Annotated in this window: 11 protein-coding genes; 7 read left to right on the top strand and 4 right to left on the bottom strand. The window is 71.8% G+C overall.

The genetic code is table 11. The features are described 5' to 3' along the window. The first annotated feature begins 242 nt into the window (after nt 1-242). Both ABZU32_RS21600 and ABZU32_RS21595 read left to right on the top strand, forming a co-directional pair. Nucleotides 243-869, top strand: a complete 627-nt coding sequence (locus ABZU32_RS21600) for a sigma-70 family RNA polymerase sigma factor (RefSeq protein ID WP_354837622.1) — start codon at nt 243-245, stop codon at nt 867-869. Next, entirely contained in the window at nt 866-1,072 is a 207-nt protein-coding gene (locus ABZU32_RS21595; RefSeq protein ID WP_354924561.1) for a hypothetical protein, read from the top strand. Before ABZU32_RS21600 ends, ABZU32_RS21595 begins: the two co-directional genes overlap by 4 nt. On the opposite strand, the gene ABZU32_RS21590 is transcribed toward ABZU32_RS21595, so the two are convergent. Next, a complete protein-coding gene (locus tag ABZU32_RS21590) occupies nt 1,033-1,410 on the bottom strand; it encodes a DUF5319 domain-containing protein (protein ID WP_354837475.1) in 378 nt (125 codons plus the stop codon). The genes ABZU32_RS21595 and ABZU32_RS21590 overlap by 40 nt on opposite strands. Nucleotides 1,411-1,932: 522 nt before the next feature. Here ABZU32_RS21590 and guaB point away from each other — a divergent pair. Together guaB and ABZU32_RS21580 are read left to right on the top strand one after the other, a co-directional pair. Beyond that, a complete protein-coding gene (gene guaB, locus ABZU32_RS21585) occupies nt 1,933-3,411 on the top strand; it encodes an IMP dehydrogenase (protein WP_354837473.1) in 1,479 nt (492 codons plus the stop codon). A gap of 120 nt (nt 3,412-3,531) precedes the next feature. Continuing rightward, entirely contained in the window at nt 3,532-4,650 is a 1,119-nt protein-coding gene (locus ABZU32_RS21580) for a GuaB3 family IMP dehydrogenase-related protein (RefSeq protein WP_354924559.1), read from the top strand. A gap of 159 nt (nt 4,651-4,809) precedes the next feature. Here ABZU32_RS21580 and nagA read toward each other — a convergent pair whose 3' ends face one another. Then, nucleotides 4,810-5,946: an N-acetylglucosamine-6-phosphate deacetylase gene (nagA, locus tag ABZU32_RS21575; protein WP_354924558.1), complete on the bottom strand. Its 1,137-nt coding sequence runs from the start codon at nt 5,944-5,946 to the stop codon at nt 4,810-4,812. After that, nucleotides 5,943-7,043, bottom strand: a complete 1,101-nt coding sequence (locus ABZU32_RS21570) for a sugar isomerase (RefSeq protein ID WP_354924556.1) — start codon at nt 7,041-7,043, stop codon at nt 5,943-5,945. Before ABZU32_RS21570 ends, nagA begins: the two co-directional genes overlap by 4 nt. Before the next feature lie 121 nt (nt 7,044-7,164). On the opposite strand from ABZU32_RS21570, the gene ABZU32_RS21565 reads away from it, so the two are divergent. Then, on the top strand, nt 7,165-7,935 hold the full coding sequence (locus ABZU32_RS21565; protein WP_354924554.1) for a DeoR/GlpR family DNA-binding transcription regulator: 771 nt from the start codon (nt 7,165-7,167) through the stop codon (nt 7,933-7,935). A 412-nt stretch (nt 7,936-8,347) separates the two neighbouring features. Then, nucleotides 8,348-10,084: a glycerol-3-phosphate dehydrogenase/oxidase gene (locus ABZU32_RS21560; RefSeq protein ID WP_354924624.1), complete on the top strand. Its 1,737-nt coding sequence runs from the start codon at nt 8,348-8,350 to the stop codon at nt 10,082-10,084. A 380-nt stretch (nt 10,085-10,464) separates the two neighbouring features. Here ABZU32_RS21560 and ABZU32_RS21555 read toward each other — a convergent pair whose 3' ends face one another. Continuing rightward, complete coding sequence (locus ABZU32_RS21555; RefSeq protein ID WP_354924552.1) at nt 10,465-12,816, bottom strand: beta-propeller domain-containing protein; 2,352 nt, start codon at nt 12,814-12,816, stop codon at nt 10,465-10,467. A 157-nt stretch (nt 12,817-12,973) separates the two neighbouring features. Between ABZU32_RS21555 and guaA the strand changes: the two genes are divergently transcribed. Beyond that, nucleotides 12,974-14,524: a glutamine-hydrolyzing GMP synthase gene (gene guaA, locus ABZU32_RS21550; RefSeq protein WP_354837461.1), complete on the top strand. Its 1,551-nt coding sequence runs from the start codon at nt 12,974-12,976 to the stop codon at nt 14,522-14,524. Nucleotides 14,525-14,567: the final 43 nt, after the last annotated feature.

The following is a 14,567-nucleotide window of genomic DNA, read 5'->3' as shown; positions in this document are numbered from 1 at the left end:
CGATTTTGCCGCCCCTCGATTTGACGGGACGGTAAACCGACCGGTGCGGCAGTGCGTCGGCCAGGGCGCTCCGCGCCGCCTGCGAGCTGGTGCGACATCTAACGAATATCCAGCGAATTCGGGTCGCGAGTGAAATATGCAAACACTACTGTGTTCGCTCGATTACCCTGCGTTATCGTCGCGTCAATGTGACCAATCCGTATCCGTTCACTATGACGACATGCGCGATCGTGGCGGGCATCATGCCTAACGTGACCGAGGGATGCGTCGCCGACGCCAAAGCTGGGGTAAGGCTTGCGACGAGATCGGACGAGTCCGACCTCAGGGATCTGACGAGCCTCGCCGTGCAAGGAGATCGCACCGCGATCGAGTCACTGCTCGGGCAACTGCGCCCGATGGTGGTGCGCTATTGCCGTGCCCGTCTGGGCCGGGTGTCCGGCCATTACCACATAGCCGACGACGTGGCCCAGGAAGTCTGCATCGCTGTGCTGGCCGCGCTGCCGCGCTACCGCGACATGGGGCGCCCGTTCGCCTCGTTCGTCTTCGGCATCGCCTCGCACAAGGTCGCCGACGCGCTGCGCAGTTCGGTGCGCTCCGCCGTGCCCACCCAGGACCTGCCGGACGGTCCCGACCAGGGGCCGGGGCCCGAGGAGACCGTGGTGCGCTACATCGAGGCCGAACACGCCCGCGCGCTGCTGTCGCGTCTTCCGGAGAACCAGCGCGAGCTGATCATTCTGCGGGTGGTGTCGGGACTGTCGGCCGAGGAGACCGGTAACGTACTGGGTATGTCACCAGGTGCGGTTCGCGTCGCCCAGCATCGGGCGCTGGCAAGGCTGCGGGCGATGGCCGACATGGAGTCGATAGCTTGACCGCCCTCCACCCGGCCCGTTCACTGCGAAAACGGGGGTCCGACGCCGACGCCGACGTGGTCAGGACGGACGCGATCATCGACGCGCTCGCCGGGCGGCGGCCTCTCGACCAGGACGCCGACCCTGTGGTGGGCCTGCTCCAGGCGCTCACCAGGGACGTCGATCAGCGGCTCTCCTCGGTGTCGATCACCCCGTCGACGTAGCCTCTGGCGTACTCCCAGCTCACGTAGTCGGCAGGGTCGGGGGCGAAGGCCGGCTCGTGCACCTGGGGGCGGCCGTGGTCGATCATCTGCCGCAGGTTGCCGCGCAGCAGGTCCCAGTCGAAGTAGTGCCGTTCACCGCACTCGGGGCAGTCGAGGACCAGCCCGAGAACCCCCTGGGGCTCAAGGAGCGAGCGGAAGACCTCTACATCGGCGAGGTCGGTCAGCGCCTCCTCGCGTTCGGTCGTGGTGAGCGGCTCGGAGTCGTCGAGATCACCGAGCACGGAGGCAGGGTCGTTGGGGTCTTCCGCGAAGGGGTCGCGGGGGACGTCTTCCAGCACGCATTCCACCTTATGACCCCCACCTACCCTGATGAGGGCAAGTGGCGGGGATGCCCAGGACGCCCGCCACCTCGCCTTCGCCTCCCGTGGCACAGCGGTCACGGCGGTCACACGCCGCCTGGCGGCGTGAGGAGCGCCGGCCCGGCGAGCAGGAGACCCCGCTTCTCCAGGGAAGGGACGGTCTGCGCCGATGGGGCAGGGGTTCGCGGGCCGAGGGAAGCGTGACGCCTCGCCGTGCGTTGTCCACACCGGGCGCCAGGACTGAGATCTCCGCTCTCTGGTGCCGAAAAGATGACAGGACCTGAAATTTCTCTGTCCGCTGTGCCACATCGACCGGCCGCCCACCGAACCGGCAGATCATCGGATCTCTCGACCCGTTCATCCACAGGAACGGACGGCCGCCGGATCGTCGGGCCGGTTGTCCACAGGGTCGCCGAGCCGGTGATGAGCGGACCACTAAACTGACCGCAGGGGGCCGGCGCCTTTCCCCATCTTGAGAGCGCCATGGCAGGAGGGTTGCAGATGGCCAAGTTCACCGAGCCGGGGCTCACGTTCGACGACGTGCTCCTGGTGCCCGCGTACTCCGATCTGCAGCCGGGTGACGCCGACACCACCACCCGCCTGTCGCGGTCGATCACGCTGCGCATCCCCCTGGTCTCCGCCGCGATGGACACCGTCACCGAGGCGCGCATGGCCGTGGCGATGGCACGTCAGGGCGGCATCGGCATACTGCACCGCAACCTCTCCATCGAAGAGCAGGCCCAGCAGGCCGATCTGGTCAAGCGCTCCGAGGCCGGCATGGTCACCAACCCGGTGACCTGCTCGCCCGACGACACCCTCGCCGACGTCGAGCAGCTCTGCGCCCGTTACCGCATCTCCGGCGTCCCGGTCACCGACCGCGGCGGCGTCCTGGTCGGCATCGTCACCAACCGCGACATGCGCTTCGAGACCGACCAGAGCCGGGTCGTGCGCGAGGTCATGACCCCCATGCCGCTGGTCACCGCGCCGGTCGGGGTCTCCCGCGACCAGGCGTTCCACCTGCTGCGCCAGAACAAGGTGGAGAAGCTCCCCCTCGTCGACGCCGAGGGCAGGCTGCGCGGCCTCATCACGGTCAAAGACTTCACCAAGAGCGAGCAATATCCTCTCGCCACCAAGGATTCCGACGGCCGCCTGGTCGTCGGCGCGGCGGTGGGCGTCGCCGGTGACGCCGAGCAGCGCGCCATGGCGCTGATCGAGGCGGGCGTCGACGTGATCGTGGTCGACACCGCCCACGGCCACTCCCACGGGGTGTGCGACATGATCGCCAAGATCAAGGCCAACGGCAGGGTCGACGTCATCGGCGGCAACGTCGCCACGCGCGCCGGCGCCCAGGCGCTCATCGACGCCGGCGCCGACGCCGTCAAGGTCGGGGTGGGCCCGGGCTCCATCTGCACCACCCGCGTCGTGGCCGGGGTGGGCGCCCCGCAGGTCACGGCCATCTACGAGGCGTCGCTCGCCTGCGGTCCCGCCGGGGTGCCGATGATCGGCGACGGCGGCCTGCAGTATTCCGGCGACATCGTCAAGGCGCTGACCGCCGGCGCCAACACCGTCATGCTCGGCTCCCTGCTCGCCGGCTGCGAAGAGTCGCCCGGCGAGCTGATCTTCATCAACGGCAAGCAGTTCAAGTCCTACCGTGGCATGGGGTCGCTGGGCGCCGTCCGCAACCGCGAGCGCGGCGGCTCCTTCAGCAAAGACCGCTACTCCCAGGAGAACGTCGCCAGCGAGGACAAGTTCATCCCCGAGGGCATCGAGGGCCAGGTGCCCTACCGCGGCCCGGTGGCGGCGGTCGCCCACCAGCTCGTCGGCGGCCTGCGCCAGGGCATGTGGTACACGGGCTCGCGCACCATCGACGACCTCCACGAGAACGGCCAGCTGATGCCCATCACCTCGGCCGGCCTCAACGAGAGCCACCCCCACGACATCCAGATGACCGTAGAGGCCCCCAACTACCACGGCCGCTGACTCCCCGCGCACCAGATGGGATGACGCGCCCCGTGGACGAACGGGGCGCGCGAGGGTAATGACGTACGAGGACGCGCGAGTACAGCGGCGGCTTCACCGAGGGACGGGAACGACAAGAGCATGACTCAGGTAGAGATCGGGCGTGGCAAGAGCGGACGCCGCGGGTACGCGCTGGACGAGATCGGCATCGTGCCGTCGCGGCGCACCCGCGACCCCGAAGAGGTCTCCATCGCCTGGCAGATCGACGCCTACCGCTTCGACCTGCCGGTCGTGGTGAGCCCCATGGACAGCGTCGTCTCGCCCAGGACGGCCATCCAGATCGGGCGGCTCGGCGGGCTCGCCGTCCTCGACCTCGAAGGTCTGTGGACCCGCTACGAGGACCCGGCGTCGCTGCTGTCCGAGGTCGCCGAGATGCACGGCGAGGCCGCGACCAAGCGCCTTCAGGAGATCTATTCCGCCCCGATCAGCGACGAGCTCATCGGTCGCCGCATCGAGGAGATCAGGTCCGCGGGCGTCACCACCGCGGCGCGGCTGTCGCCCCAGCGCACCGCCCAGCACTACAAGGCCGTCATCGACGCCGGCGCCGACATCTTCGTCATCCGGGGCACCACGGTCTCCGCCGAGCACGTCTCCGGCCGCGCCGAGCCGCTCAACCTCAAGCAGTTCATCTACGAGCTCGACGTCCCGGTCATCGTGGGCGGCTGTGCCACCTACACCGCGGCCCTGCACCTGATGCGCACCGGCGCCGCCGGCGTGCTGGTCGGGTTCGGCGGCGGCTCGGGCCACACCACCCGCACCGTGCTCGGCGTGGCCGTGCCGATGGCGACCGCGATCGGCGACGTCGCCGCGGCCCGCCGCGACTACCTCGACGAGTCGGGCGGCCGGTACGTCCACGTCATCGCCGACGGCGGGATGACCAGCTCCGGTGACATCGCCAAGGCCATCGCCTGCGGCTCCGACGCCGTCATGGTCGGCTCGCCCCTCGCCCGGGCCGCCGAGGCCCCCGGTCGCGGCCACCACTGGGGCTCCGAGGCCCACCACGGCGAGCTCCCGCGCGGCGCCCGCGTCGAGGTCGGCACCATCGGCACCCTCGAACAGATCCTGCACGGCCCGTCCACCGTCGCCGACGGCTCCATGAACCTCATGGGCGCCCTCCGCCGCACCATGGCCACCGCCGGCTACTCCGACCTCAAAGAGTTCCAGCGCGTAGAGGTAGTGGTAGCCCCCCACGTCCCCTGACCCACCCCGCCACCCCGCCCCCTCCGGCGGGGTGGCGAATTCCCTCCCTCCACCAGATCCCCATGAGAACGAGGCGTCGGACATCACCGAGCCGAGCCGATGCCGAGTCCGGCCGTGTCCTCGGGGGAGTGGGGGAGGTGCGCGGGGGGAGGGCTCGGGTCATGGGGTGGTGATCCAGGTGCCGTGTCTCATGACGCGGTGGACGGTGAGGTCCTCGTCCATGACGACCAGGTCGGCGTCCTTGCCGACGGCGATGGAGCCGACGCGGTCGTCCAGCCCCAGCACGCGGGCGGGGGTGAGCGAGGCCATCACGGCGGCGTCGGCGACCGACAGGCCGACCTCCCGCACCGTGCGGCGGAAGGCGACGTCCATGGTCAGCGTGCTGCCGGCGATGGCGCCGCCTTCGACCAGCCGCGCGGCGCCGCCGGACACCTCGACCTCCATCGGGCCGAGCCGGTAGGTGCCGTCGCCCATGCCGGCGGCGGCCATCGCGTCGGTGATCAGTACCGCACGGCCGGTGCCCGCGGCGCGGGCGGCCAGGCGGAGCATGGCCGGGTGGACGTGCAGCCCGTCGTTGATCAGCTCGACGGTGACGCGCTCGTCCTCCAGCAGCGCGGCGACGGGCCCGGGCTCGCGGTGGTGCAGCGACGGCAGGGCGTTGTAGAGGTGGGTGGCGACCGTGCAGCCGGCCTCGATGCCGGCGATCGCCTGGTCGTAGGTGGCGTCACTGTGCCCCAGGGCGGCGATCACACCGTCCGACACGGCCGCGCGGATGGTGTCGAGCCCGCCGGGCAGCTCGGGGGCGATGGTGAGCATGCGGACGTGCCCCCGTCCGGCCTTGAGCAGGCCGGCGAGCTCGCGGGGGGACGGGTCGCGCAGCAGAGCCGGGTCGTGCGCGCCGCAGCGGGATCGCGCGATGTAGGGCCCCTCGAAGTGGATACCGGCCAGCACGCCGTCCTCGCACAGTTCCGCCAGGGCGGTGGTGGCGCGGGCGATGTCGGCGAGCGAGGCGGTCACCAGGCTCGCCATGATCGTCGTGGTGCCGTGCGCGGCGTGGAAGGCGGCGATGCGCCGCGCTTCCTCCTGGTCGCCGGACGGGAACGACCCGCCGGCGCCGCCATGAGTGTGGACGTCGACGAACCCGGGGACGACGTACCGCCCGTCCAGGCCGTGCCCGTCGCCGTGAGGGGCGCGTCCGCGGCCGATATGGGTGATGCGCCCGTCCTCGATGGTGATCCAGCCGTCGTGCACACCTGCGGGGGTCACGACGCGGGCGTCGGCCAGTGTGATGCTCATGAGGACAGGATCACAGATCGGGTCAGGTGAAGTGGCTGGTCGGGGTCCAGGCCGAGGGCATTGGCGCGGGCCACCGCGACCCGCTGGACACGGACCAGCTCGGCCATCGGATCGGCGTTCCCACCGACGAAGGCGCCCCCCGCCGCGCGCACGTCCTCGGCGATCCCTTCGGGGGCGGTGCCGAGCATCCAGGTCACGCGGCCGGGGCCGGCGATGCTGATCGGCCCATGGCGGTACTCCATCGCCGGGTACGCCTCGGTCCAGGAACGGGACGCCTCGCGCATCTTGAGCGCGGCCTCCTGCGCCAGCCCGCACGTCCATCCCCGGCCGAGAAAGGTGAACTGCTCGGCCGCGACGAAGGCCTCGGGAACCGGCTCGGCGATGGCACGTTCGGCGTCGGCGATCGCCTGGCCGAGGTCCTCGCCGAGGTGGGCGCGCAGCAGGGCGAGCTGCGTGGTGGCGAAGCGCGTCTGGACGACCGACCGCTCGTCGGCGAAGTCGAGGACCACGACCTCGTCGGCGAGGGACATCACGGGGGTCCGCGGGTCGGCGGTGACGACGGTCACCGGGGTGCCGTCGAGGCGGCGCAGCAGGTCGAGCACCTCGGTGGTGGTGCCGGACCGGGTCAGGGCGAGCACCCGGTCGTAGGCCCGGCCGTAGGCGGCCCCGGCGCTGGGCGGGGCCGCGGAGGTCGGTACGGCGAGCGGGGCTTCGGCGGCCGGGGAACCCGCGGAGGTCGGTGTGGCGGGTGGGGCTTCGGCGCCCTGGGAACCGGCGGAGGTCGGTGTGGCCAGTGGGGCCTCGGCGGCGTGGGAACCGGCGGAGGTCGGTGTGGCGAGCGGGGCTTCGCGGGTGTGGGGGCTCGCGGAGGCCGGCACGGCGATGGGCGCTTCGGAGGCGGCGAAGGCGTCGGTCTCGCCGTGGCCGGCGCGTTCGCGCAGGACGGCGTACGCCTGGGCGATGAACCAGGAGGTGCCGCAGCCGACGACGGCCACGCGCTCGCCGAGCCGCGGGAGGGCCGCGGTGGCGGCCATCTCGGCTCCGCGGCGCCAGCAGGCCGGTTGCGAGGCGATCTCCATCTCGGTGTGCGTTGTCACGGGCCCTCCTCCACACGGTTGCTCTCTTCTGCGGGTTTTACCACAGTAATGAGCATGATTGTGCAGACGAGGTCGGGTGGACAGGTGAATGTGGCGGTGTGGTGTGCGACGCTTTCGGACCATGAGCCGGTATGAACGCTGGAACTCCCTGCTGGAGCTCCTCGCCCAGCAGGGGCGCCTCACGGTGGAGGAGGCCGCGGGCACCCTCGGGGTGTCGACCGCGACGATCCGGCGCGACTTCGACGAGCTCTCACAGCAGCAGATGCTCATGCGCACGCGCGGCGGCGCCGTCGCCCAGAGCGTCAGTTACGACCTGCCGCTCCGCTACAAGACGGCCCGGCACGCCGGCGAGAAGCAGCGCATCGCCGAGGCGGCGGCCGCCCTGGTCCAGCCCGGGGCCGTGGTCGGCATGAACGGCGGCACGACGACGTCGGAGGTCGCGCGGACGCTCGCCGTGCGGATACCGGCCGGCGCCCAGATCACCGTCGTGACCAACGCGCTCAACATCGCCGCCGAGCTGACCGTGCGGCGGAACGTCAAGCTCGTCGTCACCGGCGGGGTCGCCCGGCCGCAGTCGTACGAGCTGATCGGCCCGCTGGCCACCGGGGTGCTCCAGCAGGTCACCCTGGACATCGCCTTTCTCGGGGTCGACGGCATCGACGCCGGGGCGGGCGCGTCAGCCCACCACGAGGGCGAGGCGAGCGTGAACAACCTGCTGATCGGCAGGGCTTCTCGCGTCGTCGCCGTGGCGGACGCCTCCAAGGTGGGCCGGCGCGCGTTCGCGAAGATCTGCGACATCGGCCAGATCGACACGCTGATCACCGACGCGAGCCTGACCGACGCCGACGCCGCCGCCTTCACCGACGCCGGCCTGCGGGTGGTGCGGGTCTGAGCGACGGAAAGATCTACCGGTGGGAGGTGGGGCGCACGGGGATCGGTGGGGTGGTTGATGGAGCACGGCACGCGTGAGCCGGTCCATCGGCGATCCGCGCCGACCCCGGTGGAGCACGCCTATCGCATGCTGGTATCTACTCACGGGTAGAAATTGGACACGACGCGACAAGCCGCACCCCAGGGGGTCGCAGATGACAGCGCACACAGCCGGCGGGGCCGATGCGGGCACAGAAGCGAAGGCCGCGCATGGCGGCGACCCGGCGGCGCGAACGGGCGGGGACGCGCGGCAGCGGGCCCGACGGCGCGTAGGTCCGCGCGGGCACGAGGTGCCCGAAAGTGGCGTAGGCGTGGAGCGTGTCGACTCATCGGTTCAGTGGGAGGGTGCTGAGGTGGAGATCCGCGACGGCGGCATGCATTCGGCGCGCATGGGCCCGGCCGAGCGGTCGGCGGCGCTGACCCGGATGGCCGATCCCGACTACGAGCTGGACGTCTTCGTGGTGGGCGGCGGCGTGGTCGGCTCGGGCGTGGCGCTGGACGCCGTGACGCGCGGGCTCACCGTCGGCCTGGCCGAGGCGCGCGACTTCTCCTCCGGCACCTCCTCCCGTTCCTCCAAGCTGATCCACGGTGGCGTGCGATACCTGGAGCAGCTCAACTTCGACCTGGTGCGCGAGGCGTTGCAGGAGCGGGCGCTGCTCCTGCAGCGCATCGCCCCCCATCTGGTCCGTCCGGTGCCCTTCCTGTTCCCCCTGACCCACCATGTGTGGGAGCGGCCCTACGTCGCCGCCGGGCTGACCCTGTACGACACGCTCGGCTTCTCCACCGGGCTCACCCGGGGCATGCCGGGGCACCGGCACCTGTCGCGGCGCCGGGCGCTGCGACTCGCTCCGGCGCTGCGCAAGTCGGCGCTCACCGGCGCGGTGCAATATTGGGACGCCCAGGTGGACGACGCCCGGTACGTCACGACGATGCTGCGCACGGCCGCCTCGTACGGGGCGCACGTGGCCTCGCGCACCAAGGTGGTCGGCTTCCTGCGCGAGGGAGAGCGGGTCACCGGCGTCCGGGTGCGCGACCTCGAGGGCGGGGCGGAGCTGAGCATCCGCGCCCGGCAGGTGGTCAACGCGACCGGTGTGTGGACCGACGAGATCCAGGAGATGGTCGGCGGACGCGGCCAGATCCACGTCCGCGCGTCCAAGGGCGTGCACCTGGTGGTGCCGCGCGACCGCATCCACTCCCTGACCGGGATCATCCTGCGCACCGAGAAGTCCGTGCTGTTCGTGATCCCGTGGGGCCGCCACTGGATCGTGGGCACCACCGACACCCAGTGGTCGCTGGACAGGGTCCACCCGGCCGCCTCCCGGCAGGACATCGACTACGTGCTCGACCACGTCAACGAGGTGCTGTCGGTGCCGCTGACCCGCGACGACGTCGAAGGCGTGTACGCGGGGCTGCGACCCCTGCTGGCCGGAGAGTCGGAGGAGACCTCCAAGCTGTCCCGCGAGCACGTCGTGACCCACCCCGTGCCCGGACTGGTGATGATCGCCGGCGGCAAGTACACGACGTACCGGGTGATGGCCAGGGACGCGGTCGACGCGGTGGTCCACGGACTGGACCAGCGGGTGCCGGCGTCGTGCACCGACAAGATCCCACTCGTCGGGGCCGAGGGCTACCAGGCGCTGTGGAACGCCCGCCACCGGCTGGCGCGGTCGTCGCGGCTGCACGTGGCCCGCATCGAGCACCTGCTCCAGCGGTACGGCACGATGATCGACGAGGTGCTGGCCCTGATCGAGCGGGATCCGTCGCTGGCCCGGCCGCTGTCGGGCGCCGACGACTACCTGCGCGCCGAGATCGTGTACGCGGCGACGCACGAGGGCGCCCGCCATCTGAACGACGTGCTGGCGCGGCGTACGCGGATCTCGATCGAGACCTTCCACCGGGGCACGGCCGTCGCCCAGGAGGCGGCCGAGCTGCTCGCCGGGCCGCTGGGCTGGGACGCCGAGCAGGTCAAGCGCGAGGTGGAGTACTACGCCAAGCGCGTCGAGGCCGAGCGCGCCTCGCAGGAGCAGGACACCGACCAGGAGGCCGACGCCATCCGCCTCGGCGCCCCCGACATCGTCCCGGTCCCCGAACCCGACACCAAACCGGTCTGACCCGTCCGCGATCCGCGCTCCGGAGATCGAACCTGCCTGATCGTCTGGTCCGCGCTCCGGAGATCGAGCCGGTCTGATCGGTGCGGTCCGGAGGTCGGGCCGGTCTGACCGGTGCGGTCCGCGGTCCGGAGGCCGAGCCGGTCTCACCGAGCCGGTCTGACCGGTGCGGTCTTCGGTTCCGGCGTCGAGCCGGTCGGTCGGGGCTGCCGTTGGCCGCACGTTCCGGTCCCTCGCGAGCCCGGAGCCGTGCGGCCCGGCACTCCGGGGCGTATTGCGCGATACGACCCGGAAGCTCCCCGACCTTCACCGGCGACCGGCCGCCCCGCCGGAGGCCTGGCCGTCCGCGCCGGCGGCCCGGCCGTCCCTGCGGGGCGGCGCGGTCAGCCGGTGAAGGGAATCCAGGACCGGTCGGCCAAGGTGGTGGCGTCGCTGGCCTTCAGGCCGCTGTCCGACAGGGTCCACAGGGTGTCGCCGACGATCAGGCAGCGCTGGATCGTCGGGGTGGCCGGCGCGAAGCCCTTGGGGCTCTTCTCCTTCGGGTGGGTGATCGTGCCGCGGCTGGTGATCGAGTCGTCGGTGACCTTCAGGACCAGGGCGGCGGTGCGGTAGTCGTCGGTGTGGCCGCCCCAGCTGCCGAGCGGCAGCATGGCGAGCCCGGTCGCCGGCCAGTACAGGAATGCGTGCGGGTCCCACTCGGCCTCCGAGCCGGACTTCTCCTGGTGGAAGCGCGCCAGCCTGGCCGGCTTGGACGGGTCGCTGACGTCGAACAGGGAGATCTGGGTGCCCAGCGTCCTGCCCTCCCCGCTCGCCTCCTGCCCGACGCCGATCAGCCGCCCGTCGCCGGCGGGGTGCAGGTAGGCGGAGAAACCGGTGATCTTCAGCTCGCCGGTGACCTTCGGCGCCGCGGGGTCGCGCAGGTCCAGGGTGTACAGCGGGTCCACCTGGCGGAAGGTCACCAGGTAGCCGACCGGGCCGATGAAGCGCACCGAGTAGATGCGCTCGCCCGCGCCGAGGCCGGTGACCTCGCCGACCTTGGACAGGGTGCCGGCGTCGAGCACGTAGACCGCGCTGGAGCTCCTGCCGGTGGCCACGCCTGCCCCGTCGAAGGTGGTGGTGGCGACGCGCAGGTTCCCCTCGTACTCCGACACCGCGTACTGGTTGAGCAGGCGACCGGGCACCGCGCCGGAGGCGACGTACTCGGGCACTCCCGCGCCGCTGATGTCGAAGCGGTGCACCTCTGTCTGCTCGGGCGGCTCCGGGGCGGCCGTCGCGTTCGGCGCGCCGCTCGGCGTCCAGGAGGGCGAGGCCGGCGAGGTCGCCGTGGTGGGCGAGGTCGGCGCGCTGGGCGCGGGCGTCGAGGTCAGGGTGGGCGCGGGGCTCGCGTCCGGCGGGGTGGCGGTCACCGTCGCCGTGGGCTTGGGCAGCAGCGAGGGCATCGACGGGTCGTCGCTCGGCTCGACCTTCTCGGCGGGCGGAGTGCTCGGCGGGTCCTTGGGAGCGACCGTCGAGCCGTCCCCGCCGGGCGTCACCGGCGCACCGGTCTGGCCGGGCACCACGGCCGAGGCGTTCCCGCCGGGTGTCACGGTCGCACCGGTCTGGCCGGGGACCACGGCGGAGCCGCTCGCGCCGGGCGTCGCGGGCAGGCCGCTCCCGGCCGGCGTGGCGGGGGTGAGCGTCGGAGGCGGCGGGGGCGTGTCGTCGATCATGGCGTTCCGGAACCCCCAGCGGGGGTTGCTGGTGACGTACATGCTGGTCGGAGTGGCGTACACGGTGTCGCCGTCGGCGGCCACGCTGATCGGCTCGTCGCCGTCGAACCCGGCCTCCAACTCCACCGTGTGGACGGTCAGCATCGAGGTGCCGGAGTACTGCCGGGGGTGCCTGACCCGTTCACAGGCCACCTTGTGCTTGGTGGTCGCGCGCCTGGGCCCGGTGATCTCCCAGGTGGGCAGCCAGGCGTCGACCGGCGCCGCCCGGACGATCTCCTGGTTGCGCCGGATCAGCTCGGCCTCGGGCTCGTCCGGACCGGGCTGGTGGGTGAAGGCGATCTCCGGCTGGGACCGGACGACGATGCGCACGGTCGAGCCGATCATGCGGGCGTCCACATGGGACCCGGCGGTGGCCATCGACGCGAGGATCTTCATCTCCTTCAGGTCGACCAGCGTGTACTGAGGGCCAGGGGGTGCCGCGGGGCGCATGGCCCTGTCCCCGAACGGCACCGTCCCACCCTCGGTGAACAGCACGAGCGCGCGGTCGCCGTGGACCAGGAGGTTCGCGGGGGCGTAGCCCTTGTCGGCCGGGACGAGCCGCAGGCCGGCGGTGACCTTCCTGGACGCGGCGTCCACGACGCGCAGCACGCCCCGCGCGTAGGTGATGACGCGCTCGCCGTCGGTCTTCACCAGGTCGGGCTCGTCGACGCCCGCCTCGTGCACGTTGGTGGTGGAGTAACCGGGGACGGCGGACTTCGCGTCGGCGGTCATCCGCCCGTCGGCCGACCTGCCGGTGGCGGTGAAGATCTGGCCGGGGCCGATGCCCCAGGGGCCGACGTTCTTGACCGTCGCCTCGCGCAGCCCGGCCAGCATGTCGTCGCAGCCGGTGTAGGCGACCAGGCGGATGGCGCCCAGCGTCGCCGGCGGCACGTCCGGGGAGGCCGTACGGCTCCCGGCGTCCGTGCACGCCACCACCAGCAGCGCGGTGGCGAGCGCCGCGGCGGCCGTACCGATCGAAGTCCTCATGCCCCTACGACGCACCGGGACGTGGCGCGGTTCAGGATCAGGGACGGGCGGGCGCCGGGCGGCCGGTGGGAGCGGGCCGTCGGCGGGCGCGTTCCGGCGGGTAGAGGCGCCGATAGACTGTGGGGACCGCGGCGTCTTTCCTTTGGGGGTCCTTCCGGTGTCTGAGTTCGACACGGTCCTGGTCGTCGACTTCGGCGCGCAGTACGCGCAGCTGATCGCGCGGCGGGTCCGTGAGTGCCACGTGTACTCCGAGATCGTGCCCTCGACGATGCCGGTGAGCGAGATGCTCGCGAAGAACCCGAAGGCGATCATCCTGTCCGGCGGCCCGGCGTCGGTGTACGCCGAGGGCGCGCCCGCGGCGCCGGAGGGCCTGTTCGACACCGGGGTGCCGACGTTCGGCATCTGCTACGGCTTCCAGGAGATGGCCCGGGTCCTCGGCGGCGAGGTGGCGCACACCGGCATCGCCGAGTACGGCGGCACGCCTCTGACCGTGGGCAGCGAGGGCGTGCTGTTCGCCGGGCTGCCCGCCGTCCAGTCGGTCTGGATGTCGCACGGCGACAGCGTCTCCTCCGCCCCCGAGGGCTTCACGGTCACCGCGTGGACGCCCGACACCCCGGTCGCGGCCATGGAGTGCCCGGAGCGGGGCCTGTACGGGGTCCAGTTCCACCCCGAGGTGCTGCACTCCGATCACGGTCAGGCGGTGATGAAGCACTTCCTGGACGCCGCGGGCTGCCGCCCCTCCTGGACCATGCTCAACATCGTCGAGGACGCCGTCGAGGCCGTCCGGCGGCAGGTCGGCCCCGAGGGCCGGGCCATCTGCGGCCTGTCGGGCGGGGTCGATTCCGCGGTGGCCGCCGCGATCGTCCAGCGGGCGATCGGCGACCGCCTGACCTGCGTGTTCGTCGACCACGGCCTGCTGCGCAAGGGCGAGGCCGAGCAGGTCGAGCGCGACTTCGTGGCCGCCACCGGGGTGCGGCTGCGGGTGGTGGAGGCCGCCGAGCGGTTCCTGAAGGCGCTGTCCGGGGTGTCCGACCCCGAGGAGAAGCGCAAGATCATCGGTCGCGAGTTCATCCGGGTCTTCGAGGACGAGCAGCGCGCCATCCTCGCCGACGGGCCGGTCGACTTCCTGGTCCAGGGCACGCTGTACCCGGACGTGGTCGAGTCGGGCGGCGGCACCGGCACGGCGAACATCAAGTCGCACCACAACGTGGGCGGTCTGCCCGACGACCTGCGGTTCAGCCTGGTCGAGCCGCTGCGCACCCTGTTCAAGGACGAGGTGCGCCGGGCGGGCGAAGAGCTCGGGCTGCCACCGGCGATGGTGTGGCGCCAGCCTTTCCCGGGCCCCGGGCTGGGCATCCGCATCGTCGGCGAGGTGACCGAGGACCGCCTGGCGATCCTCCGCGAGGCCGATTCCATCGCCCGCGAGGAGCTGTCGCGAGCGGGTCTCGACCGCGAGATCTGGCAGTGCCCGGTGGTGCTGCTAGCCGATGTGCGCTCGGTCGGCGTCCAGGGCGACGGGCGCACGTACGGGCACCCGGTCGTGCTGCGGCCGGTGACCAGCGAGGACGCCATGACGGCCGACTGGTCGCGCGTGCCGTACGACGTGCTGGCGCGCATCTCCACCCGCATCACCAATGAGGTGCGCGAGGTCAACCGCGTGGTCCTCGACGTGACCAGCAAGCCCCCGGGCACCATCGAGTGGGAGTGACCGGCCACTCGGTCGACATATCGGACAAAGCGGAATGAGTGCC

The sequence above is a fragment of the Sphaerisporangium sp. NPDC005288 genome, from assembly GCF_040607475.1.
Lineage (GTDB): Bacteria > Actinomycetota > Actinomycetes > Streptosporangiales > Streptosporangiaceae > Sphaerisporangium > Sphaerisporangium rhizosphaerae.
Note: the sequence above shows the minus strand (reverse complement) of the source record. Positions and strands in the feature narration are given on the sequence as shown.